The 24,640-nt window shown below is 60.4% G+C and carries 23 protein-coding genes; 13 read left to right on the top strand and 10 right to left on the bottom strand.

Annotation, left to right across the window (positions count from 1 at the left end):
* Positions 1-12: 12 nt before the first annotated feature.
* From rplI to rpsF, 4 genes are all read right to left on the bottom strand, one after another.
* Positions 13-633, bottom strand: coding sequence for a 50S ribosomal protein L9 (gene rplI / locus ACK6D9_RS11070; RefSeq protein WP_322989487.1), 621 nt, complete (start codon positions 631-633; stop codon positions 13-15).
* A 32-nt stretch (positions 634-665) separates the two neighbouring features.
* Positions 666-1,628 (bottom strand): DUF2232 domain-containing protein, encoded by a 963-nt coding sequence (locus ACK6D9_RS11075; protein ID WP_322989488.1) that lies wholly within the window; start codon positions 1,626-1,628, stop codon positions 666-668.
* A gap of 149 nt (positions 1,629-1,777) precedes the next feature.
* A complete protein-coding gene (rpsR, locus tag ACK6D9_RS11080; RefSeq protein ID WP_267652053.1) occupies positions 1,778-2,026 on the bottom strand; it encodes a 30S ribosomal protein S18 in 249 nt (82 codons plus the stop codon).
* Positions 2,027-2,037: 11 nt separating this feature from the next.
* Positions 2,038-2,457, bottom strand: a complete 420-nt coding sequence (gene rpsF, locus ACK6D9_RS11085; RefSeq protein ID WP_322989489.1) for a 30S ribosomal protein S6 — start codon at positions 2,455-2,457, stop codon at positions 2,038-2,040.
* A 565-nt stretch (positions 2,458-3,022) separates the two neighbouring features.
* Between rpsF and ACK6D9_RS11090 the strand changes: the two genes are divergently transcribed.
* The 3 genes from ACK6D9_RS11090 (at position 3,023) to ACK6D9_RS11100 (ending at position 6,947) form a co-directional block, all read left to right on the top strand.
* On the top strand, positions 3,023-3,511 hold the full coding sequence (locus ACK6D9_RS11090) for a molybdopterin-dependent oxidoreductase (protein WP_322989490.1): 489 nt from the start codon (positions 3,023-3,025) through the stop codon (positions 3,509-3,511).
* Between the two features lie 26 nt (positions 3,512-3,537).
* A complete protein-coding gene (locus ACK6D9_RS11095) occupies positions 3,538-5,526 on the top strand; it encodes a putative bifunctional diguanylate cyclase/phosphodiesterase (protein WP_412048573.1) in 1,989 nt (662 codons plus the stop codon).
* Positions 5,527-5,744: 218 nt separating this feature from the next.
* Positions 5,745-6,947, top strand: a complete 1,203-nt coding sequence (locus ACK6D9_RS11100; protein WP_322989492.1) for an MFS transporter — start codon at positions 5,745-5,747, stop codon at positions 6,945-6,947.
* Positions 6,948-7,114: 167 nt separating this feature from the next.
* Here ACK6D9_RS11100 and ACK6D9_RS11105 read toward each other — a convergent pair whose 3' ends face one another.
* The 3 genes from ACK6D9_RS11105 to ACK6D9_RS11115 all read right to left on the bottom strand — a co-directional run bounded on the left by ACK6D9_RS11105 (position 7,115) and on the right by ACK6D9_RS11115 (position 9,814).
* A complete protein-coding gene (locus tag ACK6D9_RS11105; RefSeq protein ID WP_322989493.1) occupies positions 7,115-8,158 on the bottom strand; it encodes an aldo/keto reductase in 1,044 nt (347 codons plus the stop codon).
* A 96-nt stretch (positions 8,159-8,254) separates the two neighbouring features.
* Positions 8,255-9,181, bottom strand: coding sequence for a calcium/sodium antiporter (locus ACK6D9_RS11110; protein ID WP_412048574.1), 927 nt, complete (start codon positions 9,179-9,181; stop codon positions 8,255-8,257).
* Between the two features lie 243 nt (positions 9,182-9,424).
* Positions 9,425-9,814 (bottom strand): hypothetical protein, encoded by a 390-nt coding sequence (locus ACK6D9_RS11115; protein WP_412048575.1) that lies wholly within the window; start codon positions 9,812-9,814, stop codon positions 9,425-9,427.
* A 132-nt stretch (positions 9,815-9,946) separates the two neighbouring features.
* On the opposite strand from ACK6D9_RS11115, the gene ACK6D9_RS11120 reads away from it, so the two are divergent.
* The 8 genes from ACK6D9_RS11120 (at position 9,947) to gmk (ending at position 17,336) form a co-directional block, all read left to right on the top strand.
* A complete protein-coding gene (locus tag ACK6D9_RS11120) occupies positions 9,947-10,570 on the top strand; it encodes a MarC family protein (protein ID WP_412048576.1) in 624 nt (207 codons plus the stop codon).
* A 198-nt stretch (positions 10,571-10,768) separates the two neighbouring features.
* Entirely contained in the window at positions 10,769-11,722 is a 954-nt protein-coding gene (gene fabD, locus ACK6D9_RS11125; protein ID WP_412048577.1) for an ACP S-malonyltransferase, read from the top strand.
* A 97-nt stretch (positions 11,723-11,819) separates the two neighbouring features.
* On the top strand, positions 11,820-12,557 hold the full coding sequence (gene fabG, locus ACK6D9_RS11130) for a 3-oxoacyl-[acyl-carrier-protein] reductase (protein WP_412048578.1): 738 nt from the start codon (positions 11,820-11,822) through the stop codon (positions 12,555-12,557).
* 281 nt (positions 12,558-12,838) lie between these two features.
* Positions 12,839-13,075, top strand: a complete 237-nt coding sequence (locus tag ACK6D9_RS11135) for an acyl carrier protein (RefSeq protein ID WP_035526784.1) — start codon at positions 12,839-12,841, stop codon at positions 13,073-13,075.
* A 99-nt stretch (positions 13,076-13,174) separates the two neighbouring features.
* Positions 13,175-14,437 carry a beta-ketoacyl-ACP synthase II gene (gene fabF, locus ACK6D9_RS11140; RefSeq protein WP_412048579.1) on the top strand — a complete coding sequence of 421 codons (1,263 nt, stop codon included), beginning with the start codon at positions 13,175-13,177 and terminating at the stop codon, positions 14,435-14,437.
* A 100-nt stretch (positions 14,438-14,537) separates the two neighbouring features.
* Positions 14,538-15,737 carry an endolytic transglycosylase MltG gene (mltG, locus tag ACK6D9_RS11145; RefSeq protein ID WP_322990200.1) on the top strand — a complete coding sequence of 400 codons (1,200 nt, stop codon included), beginning with the start codon at positions 14,538-14,540 and terminating at the stop codon, positions 15,735-15,737.
* Positions 15,738-15,789: 52 nt separating this feature from the next.
* Positions 15,790-16,677, top strand: coding sequence for a YicC/YloC family endoribonuclease (locus ACK6D9_RS11150; protein WP_412051792.1), 888 nt, complete (start codon positions 15,790-15,792; stop codon positions 16,675-16,677).
* 2 nt (positions 16,678-16,679) lie between these two features.
* Positions 16,680-17,336, top strand: a complete 657-nt coding sequence (gene gmk, locus ACK6D9_RS11155) for a guanylate kinase (RefSeq protein ID WP_322990198.1) — start codon at positions 16,680-16,682, stop codon at positions 17,334-17,336.
* An 82-nt stretch (positions 17,337-17,418) separates the two neighbouring features.
* On the opposite strand, the gene ACK6D9_RS11160 is transcribed toward gmk, so the two are convergent.
* The 3 genes from ACK6D9_RS11160 to ACK6D9_RS11170 all read right to left on the bottom strand — a co-directional run bounded on the left by ACK6D9_RS11160 (position 17,419) and on the right by ACK6D9_RS11170 (position 22,136).
* Positions 17,419-19,797, bottom strand: coding sequence for a 1-deoxy-D-xylulose-5-phosphate synthase N-terminal domain-containing protein (locus tag ACK6D9_RS11160; protein ID WP_412048580.1), 2,379 nt, complete (start codon positions 19,795-19,797; stop codon positions 17,419-17,421).
* Complete coding sequence (locus ACK6D9_RS11165) at positions 19,794-20,762, bottom strand: threonine dehydratase (protein WP_412048581.1); 969 nt, start codon at positions 20,760-20,762, stop codon at positions 19,794-19,796. The genes ACK6D9_RS11160 and ACK6D9_RS11165 overlap by 4 nt, the downstream gene beginning before the upstream one ends.
* Positions 20,763-20,930: 168 nt before the next feature.
* Complete coding sequence (locus ACK6D9_RS11170) at positions 20,931-22,136, bottom strand: methionine gamma-lyase (protein ID WP_322990760.1); 1,206 nt, start codon at positions 22,134-22,136, stop codon at positions 20,931-20,933.
* Between the two features lie 113 nt (positions 22,137-22,249).
* Between ACK6D9_RS11170 and ACK6D9_RS11175 the strand changes: the two genes are divergently transcribed.
* Positions 22,250-22,708, top strand: coding sequence for an Lrp/AsnC family transcriptional regulator (locus tag ACK6D9_RS11175; RefSeq protein ID WP_412048582.1), 459 nt, complete (start codon positions 22,250-22,252; stop codon positions 22,706-22,708).
* Positions 22,709-23,004: 296 nt separating this feature from the next.
* Complete coding sequence (locus tag ACK6D9_RS11180; protein WP_412048583.1) at positions 23,005-24,636, top strand: methyl-accepting chemotaxis protein; 1,632 nt, start codon at positions 23,005-23,007, stop codon at positions 24,634-24,636.
* Positions 24,637-24,640: the final 4 nt, after the last annotated feature.

Consider the following 24,640-nt stretch of genomic DNA (forward strand, 5'->3'; position numbering starts at 1 on the left):
GATAGCCTGATATCAGGCGTTGTATTCGTTCTCGCCGGCGCCTTCATTGCCTTCGCCGTCTTCGTCGTCATTGTAGTCCGGATCGTTGGCGGCAGCTTCTTCCGCTTCCGCAACGGCTTCCTCGTCAATGCCGTAGATGGCATCGGCGGAGGACAGATCCTCACCCTTGGACTGACGCTCGGCTTCATCAGCGGAACGGGCGACGTTGAAGGTCACTTCGACATTGACTTCGGCATGCAGCGCCAGCGGCACGGTGTGCAGGCCGATGGTCTTGACCGGGTTGTTCATGTCGACCTGGCTGCGGCCGATGGTGAAGCCGTTGTCGGCGAGAACGGCGATCACGTCGCGGGCGGCGACCGAACCGTAAAGCTGACCGGTTTCACCAGCCGAACGGACGACCACGAAGGTCTTGCCGTTGAGCTTTTCGGCAATCTGTTCGGCTTCCGACTTGCGCTCGAGGTTGCGGGCTTCCAGCACCGTGCGCTCGGCTTCAAAACGGGTCTTGTTGGCGGCGTTGGCGCGCAGCGCCTTGCCCTGCGGCAGCAGGTAGTTGCGCGCGTAGCCGTCGCGAACCTTTACGGTGTCGCCCATCTGGCCGAGCTTGGTGATGCGTTCGAGAAGAATGACGTCCATTGTGGTGTCCTTTCCAGGGGTTGTTCAGTGTGTCAGGGGTGGGTATCGGGACCGGGTCCACCGGTCACCGTCAGTGTGCGGGCGGTATCGAACAGCCCGAGAAACAGAAAGAAGCCGAGCGGCAGTGTAAACAGCACCGTCGACAGATAGGCCAACCACAACAGCATGCCGCGCGCCGGCTTGCCGCGCGTACGCTTATGGGCAATGGCGAAACCGGCTGCCACGAAACCGATGCCGAAAGCACCGATGATGGTCCAGCCGACCAGGGCTGCAACGCCGGGCACGAAGCTCAGCACAACGCCAGCGCCGAGCCCGACCGCGCCCATCGGCGGCATCCGCAATTGCGTGGGAAGATCATCCTTTGGCCGCCTAGAACGGCCTGACAGGCGCACGATTGCCGAAGCGACATACCACCCGGCAAGCAGGATTAGCACCCAGATTGCCGCCTGGATGGCGGGCAGGGCAAACAGAAAGAACCGTTTCATCTCGGCAATGCCGTTTGCGGTAGGCTGGTATTCGGCGTTGTTGAGCTTCAGCGCTTCAACAAACATGTCGACCAACTCGCCGATGAACCCTTCGCCATAGCCCATCGCCAGGCCGACGGCGAACAGGCCGGTGCAGACCACGGTCGAAATGCTCAAGAGGATGTCGGACAACGGATACCAGGCGACTGCGCCCTCAGGCCCGCCAAGTTCCTCGGCCGGCCGACCGAGGTTGGACAGATGCGCAATCCAGGCGGCTGGCGCCAGCGTTGTCACGGCGGTCACCAGTGCAGCTTGCGGCGTGGTGGCAAAGCCGACAATGGCCATCGCCGCAGCGACCGCAACGATCGAGGCAAGGTTTGACCAGCCCAGCCCGGCAATCAGGATCGGCAGTGCCGCAGTGGCAAACATCAGAAAGGAAAGACCGGAAGAATAGCCCGCGCTGACAAGCAGAAGCGCGGCGGATACGCCGGCGAGCAGGCCCACAAGGAGCGATGTGCTTTGCTGTGTCATAAATCGCTGTCCTGCGTTCAAGCAGTTAGAGGTCAGTCGCGACCGATTTCGCGCCTCAACCCCAACCCGGGAGAGTGTTTGCCCAGACCCCACGCCCGTTCGCGGGAAGGGAACGGGACCCGGCAAATATTGCCAGGTCCCTGAATGTCCTACTTCAGCACGTAAGGCAGCAGGCCGAGGAAACGTGCACGCTTGATCGCCCGGGCGAGTTCGCGCTGCTTCTTCTGGCTCACGGCCGTGATGCGTGAAGGAACGATCTTGCCGCGCTCGGAAATGTAGCGCTGCAGCAGACGTACGTCCTTGTAATCAATCCGCGGTGCATTGGCGCCCGAGAACGGGCAGGTCTTGCGACGGCGGTGGAACGGACGGCGTGTCGGGATCTGGTTGATGTCGACCATTGTCTGTTCTCCTATTCGCGGTCTTCGCGCGGACGGCGCGGGCCACGATCGCCGCGGTCACCGCGATCGCCTCGGTCACGGTCGCCGCCACGCGGGCGGTCGTCACGTTCGCGCTTCTGAAGCATGGCCGACGGGCCTTCTTCATGAGCAGCGACCGAGACGGTCATGAAGCGAAGAATGTCTTCGTTGAAGCGCATCTGGCGCTCCATTTCCTTCACGGCATCCGACGGTGCGTCGATGTCCATCAGCGCGTAATGCGCCTTCCGGTTCTTGTTGATGCGGTAGGTAAGGGACTTCAGCCCCCAGTGTTCAATACGCCCGACTTTGCCGCCGTTTGCCTCGATCACACCCTTGTACTGGTCCACAAGGGCTTCGACCTGCTGGCTGGAAACATCCTGTCGAGCAAGGAATACATGTTCATATAGAGCCATGATTGACTTGCCTTTCTTGCATTTTACATCACCCGGGTCCGGCGCTAAGCCCCAGCGACTTGTCCTGTCGGCGTGTCAGCCGGGCAAGAAAGACGTGGTATCGAGACGGTCGTGAGCGGAGACACGGGAGGCCGGAGCGCTTGTGCCCCTAGGATCCTTTGACAAGGATCGCACCCTCCGTTCAGCCACCAGCCAGATGACCGGGTGTTCGAACAAGGGCGCTTATACGCGGTTCTTGCTGCATTGCAAGACCAAAGCCATCCAGTCTGGATGAAGACGGCCCATAAAACCGGCCAATACGCCGCGATATCTGCCCGTGCCTCTGCACAGCGGGGGCGTGCTGTTTTCGGCTCCACCATAACAGGTGGGGCCGACATTTCAGATGAATACAAACTTACATAGATTTCGGCCGGCATTTTTACCCTGAATTCGTACTGGTAAGTACTATATGGCCAGCTTAACCCCGGATTCATTGGAAGCTGAACAGTATGCTTTCCGGATCCTGCGCTGGAAATGCCACCCGGCGGCCAAACTGGTCTGATTGTTGAAACAGAAGGAAACGCTCATGTCCTTATTTCTGAAGGCCCTGATTGTCGGCGCGACACTCATGCTTGGCGGCATCTCCGCACAGGCCGCAGAGTCCGACAAGGTGGTGCTGACTGTCTCCGGAAAAGTGACCAACGGCGAAGCGGTGGACTTCACGTTCGCCGAACTCGAAGCGCTTGGCATGTCGGTCATCACCACCAGTTCACCCTGGGAAACCGATCCCGTTACCTTTGAAGGCGTTCCAATAGCGGCGTTGCTCTTGTCAGTTGGAGCGACTGGCGAGACCGCGGCGATTTTGGCGCTGAATAAATACCGCACCGAAGTGCCGATCACCGATTTCACCGATCATGGTGTGATCCTGGCGAGCCGCAAGAATGGTGAACCCATGCCGATCAGCGACAAAGGTCCGCTGTTTGTTGTCTATCCGTTCGATGACAAACCCGAATTGAACACCGAAATCTATCACTCGCGGTCTGCCTGGCAGGTCCGCAGCATCATCATCGAATAGACCGAGCACCAAAGACCATTCCATTCATGCGGCTTCCCAAAACCACATTCAACCTGTTCGCGATTGCCAGCCTTGTCGCCCTCGGCGCCATTGGCTGGATTCACGCGGGTCTTGTGGCCGAATCGGAGGAGTCGGTTGCCCGTTCAGCCCGCTATGACGTGACCTGGACGGGCTCGGCGGGGCGAATGGAAATTCTGGAATTGCAGAAGTGGGTGTCCGATTATCTGAAAAGCGGCAGCCCGGAGGATGCCGCTCAGGTATATTTGTACAGCCAGATCGTCGAGGGTCGGTTGAACAACTGGAACTCCGGCAAATTCGGAGAGTATATCGACCTGTCGCCCGATCGCCGTGCCCAGTTCAATCAGATCCGGGCTGAATTTGGCGAAGCTGTTACCGAATTTGCCAATCTCGATGATCCGCAGGTCCAGCAGCGCATCGTCAAAAAACTCGCAAAGATCGCTCCGGTCATCCATCGTATTGGTGCTGACGCCCACACCAGTACGATGATGGTCAACAGCGAAATTCGCAACCAGTTGGCCGAAGAGCAACGGGTGCAGAAATATCTGTCCTTCGGATTGATTGGTGTTGGCGCATTGCTGTTGCTGGTGATGGTGTATCAGAACCGATCACTCGAACGCGCCCATCGCGTGGCCCGCGAAGCCGCCACCGGGTTTTCCGAACTTGCCCATCATGATGGCCTGACCGGTCTTCCCAACCGGCTCGCCTTCAAACGCGAGTTTGACGCAGCCATGGCCGTCGAGGATGGCGAAAGCGACATGCTGGCGGTGTTTGCGATCGATCTTGACGGGTTCAAGGCGGTCAACGACCTGCTCGGCCACGCCGCCGGCGATGAACTGCTGGTTTCCGTCGCTGACCGGCTCAGAAGTCTGATCGCCAAGGCGGGGCAGGGCAATGTCGTCTCCCGCTTTGGCGGCGATGAATTTGTCGTGTTGCTGCAGGGCGAGGTTGCCTTCAGACGGCATGACGCCATCGCTGCGGAAATGCTGGCGGAATTGAGCCAGCCCTACCTCATACAAAACAGCACGGTGGCAATCGGCGCCACGATTGGATTGGCGCTGCTTGATCGCGCCAAGGATTCAGACTCCAATCCGTTGCTCGATGCCGATCTGGCGCTCAGCAATGCCAAGGCGCTGGGCAAGGGGATCGTGGTAACTTTCCATCCTTCCATGCGCAAGGATTTCGAAAGGCGCGGTCATCTCGAAAACGATCTGAAACGTGCACTCACCAATGGTGAAATATTCCCGTTTTATCAGCCGCAGGTGGACATCAAGACCGGTCAACTGGTTGGCTTTGAGGCCCTGGCTCGCTGGAATCATCCGGAGCTGGGCTGGATCGGGCCGAACGAGTTCATTCCGATCGCCGAAACCTCGTCGCAGATTGTCGAACTCGGACGTTGTATTCTGACTACCGCATGCTCCGATGCGATGGCGTTTCCAGACAATATCCGGGTTTCGGTCAATCTCTCGGTTGGCCAGATGTTGCGCGACGATGTCATCAGCATGGTCACCGGCATCCTCGCCAGCACCGGCTTTCCGGCGCACCGGCTGACGCTGGAAGTGACAGAATCGGTGATGATGTCGGAGCCGGAACTGGCCACCCGTATTCTCAACGGTCTCAAAGAACTCGGCATCTCGATTGCGCTTGATGATTTTGGAACCGGCTATTCGGCGCTATCCTATCTCAGGCAGTTCGATTGGGACGAGCTCAAGATCGACAAGTCCTTCGTCGATAATCTTGGTAATGATCCGCGGGCGTTGTCGATTGTCGAATCTGTGGTCGATCTGGCCACGGAACTTGGCATGAAGGTGGTGGCCGAAGGCGTTGAGACGGTTGACCAGAACGAGATCCTGCGCAAAAGCGGCTGCCACATTGCCCAAGGCTATCTGCTCGGTCGCCCGCAGCCGATTGATCAGGTCCACCTGACTTTACTCAAATCGCTTGCCGAGAATGCGACTGAGGCTGATGTCGACGCGAAAACCGCGCACCGCAGCTGAGGCCGGTCCGCTCCCGGCGATGCGGAAACGATCGCTGAAATCGAAGCTGCTCTGGCTGACAGAACCGTGAACGCTGAACCCGCCTCCGCACCGCAATCGCCGAGGTCGCTGGTGCATGGTTGTGATGTCGCTCCGGTGTCTTGCCAGAATCAGGTTTCGCGCAGACTGTGCGGCCAGCAGACATTTTCAGTTGCCTCATTATCGCGGTAGCCAGCAAATTGATCCAGAACCGCCTTTCTCTTTCTGAATTTCCGCCGGCCCGCCCCGGTATCCATGCGTTTGCGACGCTGGCCGCCTGCGAAGCCGCAGCCCGCTCGACGCTGATATCGGTCTATCCGGTGTTGATGTACCGCGCGCTCGGCAATGCTGCGCGGGTCTCCGAAATCTACGTGCTTGTCGGCCTCACCAGCCTGGCGTTTGCCATGGGTGTGCCGTTGTTGGCGCGCTACCTGCCGCGGCGCTGGCTCTACACGCTGGGCATCGTGATGATGATTTGCGGCAGTATCATCGGCGGCTTCCTGCCGCTGCGGTTCGTGCCGTTTGCCGTCGCCGCCAACGCCGCCGGGCTGGTGATGCTGGCGATCTGTTTCAACGCCTATGTGATGGATTATGTCGAGCGCGCCTCGATGGGCCGCAACGAGAGCCGGCGGTTGCTCTACAGTGGCATCCCCTGGAGCGTTGGTCCTTTCCTGGGCGTGTTCCTGATGGACCTGCACCCGCAGATACCGTTTCTGATCTCGATCCTCGCCAGCCTGGTGATGCTGGCCTATTTCTGGCATCTGCGGCTTGGCGACGGCAAGGCGATCACCAAGGCGCGAAGGCCACCGACAAACCCGCTGCGTTACGTGCCGCGATTCTTCCGCCAGCCGACACTGGTGGCCGGTTGGTTCTTTGCCTGCCTGCGCTCCACCGGTTGGGCCGTCTACATCATCTATGTGCCGATTTTTGCGGTCAAGTCAGGGCTGAGCGACCAGCTCGGCGGGCTGGCATTGTCGATCTCCAACGGTTTTCTGTTCCTCACCCCGTTGATGCTCGGGTTTCTCCAGAAAACCAGTGTGCGCAATGCCATCATCACCGGGTTTACCGGCAGTGGCATCCTGTTCGTGGTCGCAGCCTTGGCCTCGCCGTTGCCCTTTGCGGCGCTTGCCATATTGCTGTCGGCAACATTGTTTCTGGTGCTGCTTGATGTCAGCGGCGGGCTGCCGTTCCTGCTCACCGTCAAGCCCTCAGAGCGCACCGAGATGGCGGCAGTCTATGCCACCTACCGTGATGTCTCCGCGGTCAGCTCGCCGGCGCTCGCCCGGCTGGTGCTCGTATTTGTACCGGTACAGGGGGTGTTTGCAGCCACCGGCCTGGTGCTGATTGGCTGCGCCTTTATCGCCCGGCGTACCCACCGTCGACTTGGTGCACGCAAAGCCTGAGGTCATGCAAGCTTCCGCCCGTAAATGTCTGAAGTGACTCGATTTTGCCGAAAGCTGCAGCGCATCGTCCGCCAGAGGAGGGCTGCGTCTGTAGCGGTCCCGACACCGACCTCAGGAAAGACGCCACCGCCGGCTTGCGCTACGCAAGGCCGGCGGCAGCGAAACCGTCAGATCGGCAACGGATGCGCGCGGCGGGCGGTGGCGATGTCTTCGAGCGCCGCTTCCGACAGCTCGACGTCCTTGGCGCCGATGGCGATTTTCAGCTGATCCATGTTGGTCGCACCGATAATGGCCGAGGTCATGAACGGCCGCGTCAGGCAGAACGCAATCGCCATTTGTGCCGGATCGAGCCCGTGCTTGTTGGCGACATCGAGATAGGCCTGGGTTGCCGCCTCCGTTTGCGGGCACCAGCGCCCACCGAGACTTTCGACCCGTACCCGGCGCGAACCTTCGGGCAGCGCGCCGCCCTGGTATTTGCCGGTCAGAATGCCGGCGGCGAGCGGCGAAAAGGCCAGCAACCCGACATCCTCGTGGTGGGCAACTTCGGCCAGGTCGGTGTCGAACAACCGGCAGATCAGATTGTATTCGTTCTGGATCGAAGCCGCCCGCGGCAGGCCGTGTTGTTCGGCCAGCTGCACGAACTGCATGGTTCCCCAAGCGCTTTCATTGGACAGGCCGATGGCGCGGATCTTGCCTGCCTTGACCGCATCACCCAGGCCTTCCAGCGTCTCGCGAATGTCGGGCACGGTGCTGGATTTGTCCTGCGTGCTGGGGTCAAAGGCCCAGTGCTTGCGGAAATGATAGGAGCCGCGGTTGGGCCAGTGCAACTGGTAGAGGTCAATGTGATCGACACCGAGCCGCTTCAGGCTGCCATCGATCGCCTGTTGAATCGACGCGCGGGTAAACCCCTGTCCGTCGCGGGTCCATTTGACGCCGTCGCCGGTCATCTTGGTGGCCAGGATCACCTCGTTGCGTTTGCCTGAGGCTTTAAACCAGCTGCCGATATATTCCTCGGTGCGGCCTTGTGTTTCAGCCCGTGTCGGCTGGGTCGGATACATTTCGGCCGTGTCGAAAAAATTCACGCCTTGCGTCAGCGCATAATCCATTTGTTGGTGGGCTTCGACCTCAGTGTTCTGTTCGCCCCAGGTCATGGTGCCGAGACAAATCTCGCTCACCATTATCTCCGTGCGCCCGAGCGGGTTCATTTTCATGCAGCTCATTCCTCTTGTCTTGAATTCGGCGCACAATACTGGCGGGTAGGCGCGGCGCAACCCGCGCACCGGTAAAACCATTGTTATGGATCAGGCTTAGTACAGCCAGGCGACATAGCCGGTATAGGCCGCCAGCATCGCCAGCCCGGCGCCACGGCCGATCCGACCGGCAATCAGGATCAGTGCGAACAGCGCCAGCGAGACGGCAAGCATCACCGGGATGTCAAAGTTGGCCATCGAGGCGTCGACCGGCACCGGCGCCACCATCGCGGTGACCCCGAGAATGCCCAGAATGTTGAAGATGTTGGAGCCGACCACATTGCCCAGCGCCACTTCGGCGTGGCCACGAATGGCGGCGACCACCGACGTGGCAAGCTCGGGCAGGCTGGTGCCGATGGCGACGATGGTCAGGCCGATCACTGCTTCGGAGATGCCGAACTGCCGGGCAATGGCAGTGGCCGAATCGATCAGCAGGCTGGCGCCGATGAACAGGCCGGCAAGCCCGCCGATGATGAAGGCTGCCTCCTTCCACCCGGCAAGCCGGGTGTGCAGTTCCGCTTCGTCGGCACAACTCGCGCCGCTTTTGACTGAAGCGATCCAGGCCAGATAGGCCACCAGCACCACCACCATGGCGCCGCCGAGCACGGGTGTGACGTTGCCCAGATAACCAAGCCCGAGCATGGTCAGGGCGGCGACCAGCATCATCACCAGATCGCGCGTAAGATTGGGGATGCGCGCGGCGATCGGCGATATGATTGCCGCAGCACCGAGAATGAGCAGGATATTGGCGGTGTTGGAGCCGACCACATTCCCGACTGCAAGCGCCGGGGCGCCGGCAAGGGCTGCCTTGAGTGATACCAGCAGTTCCGGCATCGACGTGCCAAAGCCAACCACCGTCAACCCGATCAGCAATGGCGGCATGCCGAAGCGATTGGCGAGCGAGATCGCGCCGCGCACCAGAAATTCAGCCCCGGCGGTGAGAAGCGCCAGGCCGAGAGACAGTAAAACGATGTGCATCAGCATGATTCTTGTTCCTGCGCGCCATCGCGGGAAGAGCGAGCGCGCCTTGTGTTGGCCATCGGGAAGCCGGCGTCACGAAGCCTGGGCGCAGGCAGCGGCCCCGGCCATACTGCCGCCTGCTATGAGCCAACAATTCTGCACGACAGCAAGCGCCGCCGCCGGTTGCCATCGGGCAGGACCAGCTCCCACTGCGGATCAGGTCTTCGCACCGCTGAAGCCCATGCGAAACAGCGCAAATGTGCCTGTTCAGTCAGTGTTTTCCGGGTCCAGCTCGGCGGCGATGGCGAGTTTCACCGTCATCCACGTGCCCCACAACGCGGGCGGTATGATCAGGGCAATCAGAATAATATCGCCCGTCATACCAAAGCCGAAGACACCGCCGGCGGCCCACAAGGCGGCAACAGCCGCCAGCCAAATTTCCGAGGTGATCAGCACGATGGCGCCGATAGCGGTTAGAAACGCGACGAACTTGGTTCTGGGAACAGGCACGGTAAAGCTCTCGGTGGATTGGGCCGATGCAGTGTGTGACGCAGTTTGCGACATCGTTGTTTGTCCGAAAAAAGGCGCTGCTGGTTTCGAGCGCAACGACGATGATGTGAAGGCGCTCGATGGCAAATTCAAGATGCCTGCGTTCATGGGTGAGAAATATTTTCCCTTTAAGATCTGAGATCCGGCGACAGGCAGAGGAGATGACCTGTCGGCCGCTATCTGACGCCTTTGTCCTTGCAAAATGCAGCGCGCAGGCGAGGAAACAATGAAAGTAGGCTGATGATAGGGATTTTCGAGCAATTTGTGACGCTGTGGGTGGTGATCGATCCTATCGGTACGATCCCCGTTTTCGTGGCAATTACCGCCAGTATGTCGTCTTCCGAACGGGTAAAGACCGCGATCCGGGCCGCCTTGATTGCGGCCTGCGTGTTGCTGTTTTTCCTGGTTGCCGGGCAGTTCCTGCTCGAGGCGCTCGATATCAGCCTTCCGGCCTTTCAGATCGCTGGCGGCCTGATCCTGTTCCTGTTCGCCTTGACCATGATTTTCGACACTTCGAAGCCTGAAGCGGAAACCGCCGAAGCAAAGAAGCTGGCAGATGCGCACACTGTTGCGGTATTTCCGCTGGCGGTGCCGTCACTGGCGTCACCCGGCGCCATGCTCGCCATTGTCCTGCTCACCGACAACAACCGCTTCAGCGTTCAGGAACAGATCATCACCGGTACCGTCATGGTGTGCGTTGTCGCGGTCGCGCTGGGATGCATGTTGCTGGCCTCACCAATCCTGCGGGTGATCGGCAATGGCGGCGCAGCGATTGTCAGCCGGGTGATGGGCATGGTCCTCGCAGCGGTTGCCGTCGATGCCGTGATCAACGGGATAACCGAACTCGTCAAAGCCGGAGCCTGATGAGCGGTACGGTCTAAATGGACCCTTTTGAAGCTCTCCATGCACACATCAAGTCGATGCGTTTTCCGGCGGTTTTTGGCCGGATCATTTAGCGTTGACCGACCGGTCGCTTGATTTTGCGACAGGGCGTAAACTTGACACCGGCGTTGCGAATGTGAATTGAAGCGCCAACACGACACCAATGATCGGAGCCACGACATGGCCACAGCATTCACTTTTCCGGGGCAAGGCAGCCAGGCAGTCGGCATGGGCAAGGATCTCGCAGAGGCCTATCCCGAAGCCCGCGCGGTGTTTGACGAAGTCGATGCGGCGCTTGGCGAAAAGCTGTCGACGACGATTTTCGAAGGTCCCGAGGAAACCCTGACGCTGACAGCCAATGCTCAACCCGCACTGATGGCGGTGTCGATGGCGCTGATCCGGGTGCTTGAAGCGCGCGGCCTGAAGCTGGCAGATGCCGCCAGCTATGTCGCCGGCCATTCGCTCGGAGAATATTCAGCGCTGTGTGCTGCCGGCATGTTCTCGATCGGCGACACGGCGCGGCTGTTGCGCATCCGCGGCAACGCCATGCAGGGAGCGGTGCCGGCTGGCGAGGGCGCGATGGCGGCGATCATCGGTCTGGAACAGGAAGACGTTGAAGCTGCCTGCGCCGAGGGCGCAGTTCATGGCGCGGTGCAGATCGCCAATGACAATGGCGGCGGCCAACTGGTAATTTCCGGCATCAAGCCGGCAGTCGAAGCCGCGGCTGCGGCTGCTACCGCCAAGGGCGCCAAGCGCGCGCTGATGCTGTCGGTCTCAGCCCCGTTCCATTCGAGCCTGATGCAGCCTGCCGCCGACGCCATGCGCGAAGCACTGGCAGGCGTTGCAAAATCGGCGCCGGTGGTGCCGGTAATTTCCAATGTCCGCGCCGCACCGGTGTCCGACCCCGACGAGATCGCCGAATTGCTGGTCGAGCAGGTCACCGGCCGTGTCCGCTGGCGCGAAACGGTGATCTGGTTTGCAAACAATGGTGTTACCACCCTCGCCGAAATCGGCGCTGGCAAGGTGCTCACCGGGCTCGCCCGCCGCATTGACCGCTCGGTGACCGGTCTCAATGTCGCCGGGCCTGCCGATATCGATCCATTTCTGGCCGCAATCAACGGGCAGACAGCCTAGGGGTAGACCCTCTAGGGTAGGCTATCCGGGGCGAACGTGATTGTTCACGATTCCGGCTTGAGCCAGCCAAAAGCAGAATTAGCGAAAGGGACCAACCATGTTCGATCTGACCGGCCGCAAGGCCCTGGTGACCGGCGCGTCTGGCGGCATAGGCGAAGCAATCGCCCGCCAGCTCCACAGCCGCGGCGCATTTGTCGGCCTGCACGGCACCCGCGTCGAGCGGTTGGAGGCGCTCGCTGCCGATCTTGGCGAACGGGTGAAGCTGTTTCCGGCCGATCTGTCTAACCGCGATCAGGTGTCCGAACTCGGCAAGACTGCCGAGCGCGAGCTCGAGGGCGTCGACATTCTGGTCAACAATGCCGGCATCACCAAGGACGGCCTGTTTGTACGCATGAGCGACGACGCCTGGGATCAGGTGCTTGAGGTCAATCTGACAGCGGTTTTCCGGCTGACCCGCGAACTGGCCCATCCGATGATGAAGCGCCGCCATGGCCGCATCATCAACATCACGTCCGTGGTCGGCGTGTCCGGGAACCCGGGGCAGGCCAATTACTGCGCCTCCAAGGCGGGCATGATCGGCTTTTCCAAAAGCCTCGCTCAGGAAATCGCCCCCCGCAACATCACCGTCAACTGCGTTGCGCCGGGCTTTATCGAAAGCGCGATGACAGAAAAACTCAACGACAAGCAGAAAGACGCGATCATGGGCGCGATTCCGATGCGCCGCATGGGAACGGGCGCGGAAATCGCCTCCGCTGTGACTTATCTGGCCTCCAACGAGGCGTCTTACGTCACCGGCCAGACCATCCACGTCAATGGCGGCATGCTGATGGTCTGAGTGGAGGCATCGCTGTCGGGGTTTTGCACAGGTTATGGCTGCGGGGCAGGGAATCGCCGCCGTGGAACATTTTCCGGCTTTGCCCGTTTGCCAAACCATGGTACTTCGCCCCGCTGAGAGCACAGTTTGCGCCCGCTTCGGGTTCGAAAAGGCCGAATTCCACAGCTTCGGCTTTGACGGAACCGAGCCGAGCGCATAAAAACGTGCAACTAACTTGATTACCCATGCTTGTGCAGGTAACGAAGCACAAGTCCAACGTAGAACAGGTCGAGGAAACCGACATGAGCGACATCGCAGACCGCGTAAAGAAAATTGTCATCGAACATCTGGGCGTTGACGCTGAAAAAGTGAACGAAGGCGCAAGCTTCATTGACGATCTCGGTGCGGATTCGCTCGACACGGTCGAGCTGGTGATGGCGTTCGAAGAAGAATTCGGCGTGGAAATCCCCGACGACGCAGCCGACACCATTCTGACCGTCGGAGACGCGGTCAAGTTCATTTCCAAGGCCCAGGCCTGAGTGGAATGAACGGACGGGCGGTTAATCGGCCCGTTTTCAAGACCGGCGCAGTTCCTGCGCCGGTTTGTTGCTTTTCTGACATGACGGGGAATTGAGACGATGCGTCGAGTCGTCATCACCGGTACGGGTGTCGTTTCGCCACTCGGTTGCGGTGCCGAAATCACATGGTCCCGCCTGATCAACAGCCAAAATGGTGCTTCGCGCATCACTGGTTTCGATGTCAGCGACATCACCGCCCAGATCGCCTGTTCCGTGCCCACCGACCCATCGGTTGAGGGCGCCTTTAATCCGGATGACTGGATGGAGCCAAAGGAACAACGCAAGATCGACAAGTTCATTCTTTTTGGCGTTGCCGCGGCCGAGATGGCGCTCAAGGATGCCGGCTGGAATCCCCAGACCCGTGAAGACCAGATCGCTACCGGTGTCATGATCGGTTCCGGTGTTGGCGGGCTGGAAGGCATTGTCGAGGCTGGCTACACGCTGCGCGACAAGGGTCCGCGCCGGGTCTCGCCGTTCTTCATTCCCGGTCGCCTGATCAATCTGGTTTCCGGCCATGTCTCGATCCGGCATGGCTTGCGCGGCCCCAACCATGCCGTGGTCACTGCCTGCTCCACAGGTGCCCATGCGATCGGTGACGCGTCCCGGCTGATCGCTTTGGGCGATGCCGACGTCATGGTTGCCGGCGGCGCCGAAGCCGCCATCTGCCGCATCGGCATCGCCGGTTTTGCGGCCTGCAAGGCGCTCTCGACCTCGTTCAACGACACGCCCGAAAAGGCCTCGCGCCCCTACGACCGCGACCGCGACGGCTTCGTCATGGGCGAGGGCGCTGCCATCATGGTGCTCGAGGAACTCGAACACGCTTTGGCGCGCGGTGCCAACATCCTCGCGGAAGTGGTTGGCTATGGCCTTTCCGGTGATGCCTATCACATCACCGCGCCGGCAGCCGATGGCGATGGCGCCTATCGCTGCATGCAGATGGCAATCAAGCGCGCCGGCCTTGACGTGTCTGACATCGACTACATCAATGCCCACGGCACCTCGACTATGGCCGACACGATTGAACTGGGCGCGGTCGAGCGACTGCTCGGCGATGCCGCCGATACCGTGTCGATGTCATCGACCAAATCCGCGATTGGCCATCTGCTCGGTGCTGCCGGTGCGATGGAAGCGGTGTTTTCCGCCTTCGCCATTCGCGACAACATTGCCCCGCCGACGCTCAATCTGGACAATCCCGAGGTTGAAACCCGGATCGATCTGGTGCCGAAGGTGGCGCGCAAGCGGAATATCGACGTTGCCCTGTCCAACTCCTTCGGTTTTGGCGGCACCAATGCATCGCTTGTGCTCAAACGCTTTCAAGCCTGATGGCTGATTGCCGACGCCTGACCAAGTTATGTGAACCGGCATTTTGCCACATTGAGCGGCAACAAGTCAGCCGATTCCAATTCCTGCGGAGGGTGCTCCCGTGAACGACCCCAAAGACCAAAGCCGTGGCGTGTTTGGCCGTGCTGGTGATCGCGCTTCCACATCTTCCGGCCCGATTGTACCGGTTTCGCCGTCTCAGGCGCTGAAGCCGGAGCAAGCGCCGCAACCGCCCAAGCGCTCGCGTCGCGCCCGCAACCAGATCGTGGTTTTTCTCAACTTCATTCTGTCGCTGATCATCTTTGTCGCCGTCATCGGCGTCGGTGTGTTCTGGTATGGTCACAGCGAATTCGAAGCCACCGGCCCGCTCGACCAGACCACCGATTACATGGTGCGTGACGGCGCCGGTCTCAACCAGATCGCCGCCGGGCTCGAGCGTCAGGGCATCATCACCAACCAGCGCATCTTCTCGCTCGGCGCCAAGGGCGTGCTGGGCGACGACACGCTGAAAGCCGGTGAATACGAAATCAAGGCCGGCGCTTCCATGCGTGAGATCGTCGAACTGATGCAATCCGGCAAGTCGATCCTGCACACCTTCACCGTGCCCGAAGGGCAGACCGTGCAGCAGGTTTTCGACCGCCTGCGTGAAGCGACCGTGCTTGTCGGCGATCTGCCTGACGAGATGCCGGCCGAGGGCGCGCTGCTGCCCGAGACATACAAGTTTTCCCGTGGCACCACCCGTGCCGAAATCATCGAGCAGATGGCCCAGGCCCAGACCCGTGCACTCGAGCAGATATGGGAGCGGCGGGCCCCGGATCTTCCACTCGAAACTCCGGAAGAATTGGTGATCCTGGCATCAATCGTCGAGAAGGAAACCGCACGCGCCGACGAACGGCCGCGGGTTGCGGGTGTGTTCATCAACCGGCTCGAGCGCGGCATTCGGCTGCAGTCGGATCCGACCATCATCTATGGCCTGTTCGGCGGTGCCGGAAAGCCATCCGATCGGCCGATCTACAAATCCGACATCGAAAAGCCGACGCCCTACAACACCTATGTGATCGACGCTCTTCCGCCGACGCCGATCGCCAACCCGGGTCGCGAGGCGATGGAGGCAGTGGCCAATCCGTCGCGCACCAAGGATCTGTACTTCGTGGCCGACGGCACCGGCGGTCACGCATTTGCCGAATCGCTCGACGAACACAACACCAATGTCGCGCGCTGGCGCAGGCTTGAAGCCGAACGCCAGAAGGCGCTAGCGGCTGAGAAAGCCGCAGCGGACGCAGAAAAGCCGGAAGGCAATTGATCTGACGACACTGGCAGCTATGTTGGCGCCAGTGGGCAAGCAGGGAGACGACATGGCGATCCAGTCAATGACAGGTTTTGCCCGCCATGAGGGTGAGGCCGAAGGCTGCCGTTTTGTCTGGGAGCTCCGTTCCGTCAATGGCAAGGGACTTGATATCCGGCTGCGCTTGCCTTCGGGCTTTGAAGCGTTGGAACAGCCGGTGCGCAAGGCCGCCGCCGGCGTACTGGCGCGCGGCAATGTACAGGTCGTGCTCTCGGTCAACGCCACCACTGCGACCACCGAGGCTGTGGTCAATGAAGCAGCGCTGGAAGCGGTCATCGCGCTGCTCGAACGGTTGGGCGACCGGATTGACGCCCGCAAGCCGGCGCTGGACGGGATCCTCAACATCAGGGGCGTGCTCGAATTACGCGACCCGGAACTCTCTGACGCCGACCGCACCACTCGTGATCAGGCGGTGCTGGCGGGCTTTACGAAGGCGCTGGAAGAACTGGTCTCGGTGCGCCGGGGCGAGGGCGCGGCACTGGCCCCCGTTCTCGGCGATCAGATCGACCGCATCGAAGCGCTGGCGCTGGCAGTCGAAGCCGATCCGTCGCGCTCTCCCGAAGCAATCCGCACCCGGCTTGCCGACCAGATTGCCGCGCTGATGGATACCGGCGCGGGGCTGGACCGCGACCGGCTTCACATGGAGGCGGCATTGATCGCCACCAAGGCGGATGTGCGCGAGGAAATTGACCGGCTCAAGGCCCATGTCGAGGCGGCTCGGGCGCTGCTTGCAACCAGTGGTGGCGCAGGCCGTCGCCTCGACTTCCTGGCCCAGGAATTCAATCGGGAAACCAACACCATATGCTCGAAATCGAATGCGGCTTCGGTCACGGCCATGGGGCTTGATTTGAAGGTGCTGATCGATCAGTTTCGCGAGCAAGTACAGAATCTGGAGTAGCGATGAACCTGCCTCCCGCCGACCTTCCCTCGAGCCGTCTCAAGCGGCGCGGGCTGATGCTGGTTATTTCGTCGCCATCGGGTGCCGGCAAATCGACGATTGCACGCAATCTGCTTGAAAACGACAACGGCCTGAGCCTGTCGGTGAGCGTCACAACGCGGCCACGCCGTGGCAGCGAAATCGAGGGCGTGCACTATCATTTCAAGTCGCAGCGCGAGTTCGAAGGCATGCGCGATTCCGAGGCGCTGCTCGAATGGGCGGAAGTCCACGGCAATTATTACGGCACGCCGCGCGAATCAGCCGAGGCCGCCATGTCCGAAGGCCGCGACATGCTGTTCGACATCGATTGGCAGGGCGCCCAGCAATTGCAGGAAAAGATGAGCGCCGACGTAGTGTCGATCTTTATCCTGCCGCCATCGATGGAAGAATTGCGCGCGCGGCTGCAACGCCGCGCCGAAGACGCCGACGATGTGATCGAACGCCGGCTCGCCAACGCCCGTTCGGAGATCGAGCACTGGCGGGAGTATGATTATGTCGTCATCAATGACGACCTTAACCGGGCCTATTCCGCCGTGCGCTGCATCGTCCAGGCCGAGCGTCTGCGCCGTGACCGCCGTCCCGGCCTGTTCGATTTCGTGGCAGGCCTGCTCGGCGAATAAGTGCCTCCGCTCCAGCTTTGAGAAACGCCACGGTGGCCTGCATTCGTGGGAACACCGCGGCTATTATTGCTTGAACGCAGATCTACGCGCCGATCAGCCTCGGCATTGCCCGTCTGCCGTCGGTCAACCCGATGGCCGCTTGCGCGATCGCCTCTGCATTGATGCCGAAATGGGCGTAGAGATCGCCAATCGTCCCGGTCTGGCCGAAATGCTCGACGCCCAGCGGAATTGTCTGATGACCATGCACCGAACCGATCCAGCCGAGCGTTGCCGGATGGCCGTCGATCACGGTGACAAAGCGGCAATGTCTTGGCAGATCGCGGGTCAGCGTTTCGATATGGCTTTCGGCCGCCGCATTGCCGCGCGCACGCGCCCGTTGTGCCGCCGTCCAGCCGGCATTGAGCCGGTCGGCCGATGTTACAGCCAACACGCCGACATCGCGCCGTGTTTCGGCGATGCGGCCGGCAGCCCGGATTGCTTCCGCTGCCACCGCGCCCTGGTAGGCCACCACGACCTCGCAATTCGGTCCCGGCTTGCGCAGCCAGTAGGCGCCGTCGATGGCGCCCTGGCGGAAATCCTCGTCGGCGCGCGTACCGGGCTGTTCAAGCGGGCTGGTGGTCAGCCTGAGGTAGACCGAACCGCCGGTCTCGTCGCGCAGCCAAGTGCGCTCGTCGGGATCGCCCTCGCCATCCTTCTGCATGTAGTCGAACGCCCATTTCATGATCACTGCCAGTTCGTCGGCAAAGGCCGGCTCGAACGCCGCCAACCCGTCCTGGCTCATGCCGATCAGCGGAGAGCCGATCGACTGGTGCGCGCCGCCCTCCGGCGCCAGAGTCACGCCCGATGGCGTGCCGACGATCATGAAGCGTGAATCCTGATAGCAGGCGTAGTTGAGCGCATCCAGACCGCGGGCGACGAACGGGTCATAGACAGTGCCGATCGGGATCAGCCGCTTGCCAAACAGCGAATGCGACAGGCCCGCAGCACCAAGCAGCAGGAACAGGTTCATCTCGGCAATGCCAAGCTCGATGTGCTGGCCGTCAGGGGTAAATTCCCATTTCGCCGTCGAGGGGATGTTGTGGGTCTTGAACGTGTCCTCGCGAACCTCGCGTGCAAACAGCTTGCGGCGATTGACCCAGGGCCCGAGATTGGTGGTGCCGGTCACATCCGGCGAGGTGGTGACGATGCGCGCCGCCAGTTCGCTGTCGGTTTTTGATAAATCGTCGAGGATCTTGCCGAATGCCATCTGCGTTGAGATCTCGCGATCACTGGCAATCTCAATCTCCGGCGTGACAATGACTTCTGCCGAATAGCGTCGCCGACCCTTGGCGAAGAACGGTGTGCGGTCGAGGAATGCCTGCAGGGCGTCGGGATCCTCGACGGTGGCGAACTTTTCCCATTCCTCACCCTCAGCCACGCCCATATGGCGTTGCCAGGCGGCCATCTGGGTCTTGTTCATCAGTCCGCCATGATTGTCCTTGTGCCCGGCAATCGGCGTGCCCCAGCCCTTGATGGTGTAGGCCAGGAAGCAGACCGGCCGGTCATGGTCGATCGAGGCAAACACATCGGCCATGGTGGTCACGCAGTTGCCGCCGAGATTTTCCATCAACTCGGCCAGTTCCTGGTCGGAGCGGGCGTCTATCAGCGCGGTGACATCGCCCTGATCGCCGAGATCGTCCATCAGGCGCTTGCGCCACACCGCGCCACCCATGAAGGTCAGCGCCGAATAGAGCTGGTTGGGGCAATCATCGATCCATTGCTTGAGCTTGTCTCCGCCCTTTTCGGCAAAGGCTGCGCGCTGAAGATGCCCGTATTTGACCCGCACCACGTCCCAGCCAAAGGCTTCGAAGATCTTTTCGACGCGGCGGAACAAGCCTTCATGGACAATGCCGTCGAGCGATTGGCGGTTGTAGTCGATGACCCACCAGGTGTTGCGCAGGTCGTTCTTCCAGCCCTCCTGCAGGCATTCATAGATGTTGCCTTCATCAAGCTCCGCATCTCCTACCAGCGCCACCATGCGGCCCAGCGGCAGGTCGCTGCCCCATTGCTTGGCGGCGATGTAATCCTGCACGATCGAGGCAAACGAGGTGATGGCCACGCCGAGGCCGACCGATCCGGTGGAAAAATCCACGTCGTCGATGTCCTTGGTCCGTGACGGATAGGACTGCACCCCGCCGAAGCCGCGAAAATTCTCCATCTTCTCGCGCGTCTGATTGCCCATCAGATACTGGATGGCGTGAAAGATCGGCGAAGCGTGCGGCTTTACCGCCACCCGGTCCTCGGGCTTCAGCGCCGAATAATACAGCGCCGTCATGATCGACACCATCGACGCCGATGAGGCCTGGTGGCCGCCGACCTTGATGCCGTCCGCCTTCTCGCGAATGTGGTTGGCGTTGTGAATCATCCAGTGCGACAGCCACAGCAGCCGCTGTTCGATGGTCTTGAGATGCGTATTGCTCATAATTGGGGGATCCTGCCCTGCATGACAGTGGTGAATTGATCGGTATCGATATTGCCGCCGGACAGGATGACGCCGACGCGTTTTCCCGCCATCAGCGATTTTTCCTGCATCAGGGCCGCCAGCGCAGCGGCGCCCGCGCCCTCGGCGGCATTGTGGGCCGAGCGGAAATAGCAACGCACCGCCTCGGCGATCTCTGTCTCGCTGACCGCGACGATCCGCTCAGCCCCCTTTGAATAGATCTTGAAGGCTTCGGCAACCGGCACCCGCACCGCCATGCCGTCGGCAAAGGTGCGCGCGCTCTCAGTCTCAATCAGCCGCCCGGTTTCAAACGAGAGTTTCGCCGCCTGGGCTTCTGTCGAGACGACGCCGACGATCCGGGTCTTGGAGTTCAGCGCATCGCGAACCGCAATCGTCGAGCAGATCCCTGAGCCGCAGCCGATCGGCACATAGACCGTATCGAGATCGGGCACTGTAGAGAATAATTCATAGGCATAGGTGGCGACACCGCGCACCAGTTCACGGTGGAACGGCGGCACCACCGCCAGGCCTTCCGCTTCGGCAACCCGAACCGCCTCGATCCGCGCCTCATCAAAATCCGAGCCGAAGACGATGACCTCGGCGCCAAAGGCTGCCATCGCCGCGTTTTTCTCGACCGAGTTGCCCTCCGGCACATAGATCTTCGCCGTCAGGCCGGCAGCGGTGGCGGCGCGGGCCTGGCTTTGGCCATGGTTGCCGCGCGTAGCGGTGCAGATCCCGCGTGCTTCCGGTCGGTTGCGTTTCAGCCAGTCGATAAAGGTGATGCCGCCGCGAACCTTGAAGGCGCCGGTAGGGGTGTGGTTCTCGTGCTTGACCCAGACTTCGGCGCCAATCTCCTGATTGATCAGCGGCCAGCTGTATTGCGGCGTCGGCGGCATCTGTCGGTGCACCAGCGTGGCGGCCTGTTCGATCTCGGAAATGGAAAACATCTGTGGTTCCTAGCTTCGTTTTGCAGACGTTACCCTGAACCATCGGGTGGCTTCGTGCAAAAAATTCTGCAATAGAATCCTCGATCCCGCTGCGCCGCGTCAGGGCGACACCGGCGCGGATACCCTGATCCTGCAGCGTCGCCCTTTTGGCACATGACTTTCAAGCGGCTAGGCGACAGCGCGGACCGGGTCCGCGGCCAGCGCCTGATGCAGATCGGCGATAATGTCGTCGACATCTTCCAGACCGACCGAGAGGCGGATCAGCCCGTCGGAAATGCCGTATTCGGCGCGTTCCTCGGCGGTGTAGGTCGAATGCGTCATGCTCGCCGGGTGCTGGATCAGCGATTCCGCATCGCCGAGCGATACCGCACGGCCGATCATCGACAACCGGTTCATCAAACGCCGGCCGGCGTCGATCCCGCCATCAAGTTCAAAGGCGATCATGCCGCCGAACCCCGGCATCTGCCGCTTGGCAAGATCATGCTGGGCAAAGCTTGCGAGGCCGGGATAGTAGACCGTCGCCACGCCCGGGCTGGCTTCCAGCATTTCGGCCACCAACTGTGCATTGGCGCAATGGCGGTCCATCCTGAGCGCCAGCGTCTTCAATCCGCGCAGCACCAGCATGGCGTTGAACGGGGCCATGACTGCGCCGGTCATGTCCTTCATGCCAAACAGGCGGATAGCAGCCACCTGTTCGGCTGTCCCCACCAGCAGTCCCGCCACCACATCGCCATGGCCGCCAAGATATTTGGTGGCCGAATGCACGACGATATCGGCACCCAGTTCAATCGGCCGGGTGAGGTACGGCGTGGCATAGGTGTTATCGACGACAACCGTGGCGCCATCCTTGTGGGCGATCTCAGAAATTGCCGCAATATCGACCAGCCGCATGTTCGGATTGGCCGGCGTTTCGAAATAGATCACTTTGGTTTGGTCCGACATCGCCGCTGTCAGCTTGTCGGGGTCGGTCATGTCGACGTGGGTGACTTTGATGCCGAACTTGGCCAGCCCGTGGCGCATGAAGGCAAACGTGCAGCCATAGAGCGTCTTGTCGACGATGATCTCGTCACCCGGCGCCAACAGCGTCCACAGTGCCGCCGTGATTGCGCCCATGCCGGACGCCAGCGCGAGGCCTGCTTCGCCACCTTCGAGCACGGCGATGCGGCGCTCCAGAAGATCGAGTGTCGGATTGGAAATGCGCGAATAGACATGGCCGGGCCGCTCGCCGGCAAACATCTCGCCGCCGGCTTCAGCGCTTTCAAATGCAAAGGTCGAGGTCAGATGCAGCGGCGGCGTCAACGCACCCTCATTGTCGAGCGGATTGTAACCATGGTGGATGGCGCGGGTGGAAAAGCTCTTGCTGCTGGTGCTCATGACATTGCTCCTTGCTGATATGAAACAATATTACCCTTTCTCAAGCGGCATTTGATTGCTAATCATGCCGTCACAGATGCATTTAGTGGCAGAATATGCCAAGGAACAGTGATATGGATAGCAAGGACCGTCAGATTATCCGCGCTCTGCAGACGAACGGCCGGATCACCAATCAGGACCTGGCTGCGGAGGTCAACCTGTCGCCGTCGCCCTGTCTGCGCCGGCTGCGCATTCTCGAGGATAGTGGCGTCATTCGCGGTTACAGCGTCGATGTCGACGCCAAGGCCTACGGCTTGCCGATGACGGTGTTCATCCGCATTCGCCTCGAGCGCCATACCGGTGACCACATCAAGGTGTTTGAGGACCGCATCAGGGCTCTCGACGAGGTGCTGGAATGCCATTTGATGACCGGCCCGGCAGATTATCTGCTGAGGGTGGTGGTGGCCGGGCTCGACCATTACGAGGATTTTATCCGCAATCGCATTCACGGCATCGGCGGCATTGCCTCGATCGATACCAGCATTGTCTACGGCACAGTCAAGAAAACCGCCGTTTTTCCGGCACTAGCCTGATATCAGACGATCAAAAGAGCGGAATATTGGGACCGGAAGAGTAATGACGTGCGGCGGAATATGTTCGTAGTTCTGATTCTGGTTGGTTCGAAAAAATCATTAAATTCAAATATGTGTGCCCAATTCTGGCAAGTTTACGAGCCTGAATATGGAGCAATGTTCCGCCCCGTTTGGACTGCGTTAACCAATCGTCAACACTAGAGTCTCATTTTTACCTAATGAAGGCCCCGGAAATTTTAGGGGGTCGGAGGCTGAAAGAATAACGGCTTCAAAATAATGTGGGTGGAGATTTAAACATGCAGCAGCTATCGCGGCCAGATGGAGAGACACACCAGCCTAGCACGCCGGACCAAGATATCGCCGCTCGCCTGGAGTTCCTGCAACTCGATGACGATGGCTGTGCCGCAATCCGCAGCCTGAAAGCCATCGTCGACCGCGAGCTGCCCAATGGCCTCGACCGGTTTTATGATCAGTTGCGCCAGACCCCGAGGGTCAAGCGTTTCTTCTCCTCGGAAGAGCATATCGGACGCGCCAAGTCCGGCCAGGAAGGTCACTGGAAAAACATCGCGAATGGCGACTTTAGTGAGGAATTTGTTCAAAAAGTCCGGATCATCGGCCAGGTTCATGCGAAAATTGGACTTGAGCCACGATGGTACATGGGCGGTTACGCCATCGTTCTCGACCACCTTATAAACTGTATCATTATGGAAACAGCACCCAAGCGTGGCCTGCTGTCGAACAAGGGCATGAGCCCCGACAGGCTCGGCGAAGCGCTCGGCAGCCTGGTAAAAGCCGTGTTCCTCGACATGGATCTGGCGATCTCGGTTTATATCGAGGAAGCAGAAATCGCCAAGCAGAAGGCGCAGCAGGAAGCCATCGCCAAGGAAAGGGAATTGGTCAACGATTGCTTTGGCAAGGCGATGAGCGCGATCGTCAACAAGGATCTGTCCTACCGGATCAATGATGATTTGCCCGACGCCTATCAAGCGCTGCGTGACAATTTCAACAACGCGCTGGAGCAATTATCCGCCACCATCGGCGATATCGGCGCTGGTGCCTCGCAGATCAATGACGGCGCCAATTCGATTATGGCGTCGGTTGACGACCTTTCCAAGCGGACCGAGCAGCAGGCTGCGTCAGTTGAGGAAACGGCCGCCGCGCTGGAACAGATCACCACCACCGTCAAGGACACCAGCGACCGCGCCGAAGAGGCCGGCCAGATCGTTACACGTGCCAAGCTCGGCGCCGAGAAGGCCGGCGAGGTGGTCGGTCGCGCAGTGGAGGCGATGGGAATCATCGAACAATCCTCCGGAGAGATTTCCAACATCATCGGCGTGATCGACGACATCGCCTTCCAGACCAACCTGCTGGCGCTCAATGCTGGCGTCGAGGCGGCGCGCGCCGGAGATGCAGGCAAAGGCTTTGCCGTGGTGGCCCAGGAGGTCCGTGAACTGGCGCAAAGATCGGCGAGTGCGGCCAAGGAGATCAAGACGCTGATTACTAATTCAGGCGATCAGGTCAAGAATGGCGTGGCACTTGTGGGCGAGACCGGTAAGTCTCTCAACGAGATTGTCGCTGAGGTCAATGAGATCAACGCCAACATTGTCACCATCGTCAAGTCCAGCCAGGAACAGGCCACCGCACTCACCGAAATCAACACCGCGGTCAACATGATGGACCAAAACACCCAGCAGAACGCGGCCATGGTGGAGGAATCCAGCGCTTCGAGCCATGTTTTGGTCGACGAGGTCGACCGCATCGCGCGGATGATTGCCGGCTTCAAGACCAGCCACGCAACCGAGCAGGCAGGTTCGGCGCCGGTTGCCGGGCTGACATCGCCGGCGCGAAAGCTTACGCAAAAGCTTGAAAGGGCTTACCAGAGCCATGGCAATGCCGCGGTAGCGCAGGACAACTGGGAAGAGTTTTAAACTT

The sequence above is a fragment of the Hoeflea sp. Naph1 genome (assembly GCF_046837775.1).
Classification (GTDB): domain Bacteria; phylum Pseudomonadota; class Alphaproteobacteria; order Rhizobiales; family Rhizobiaceae; genus Hoeflea.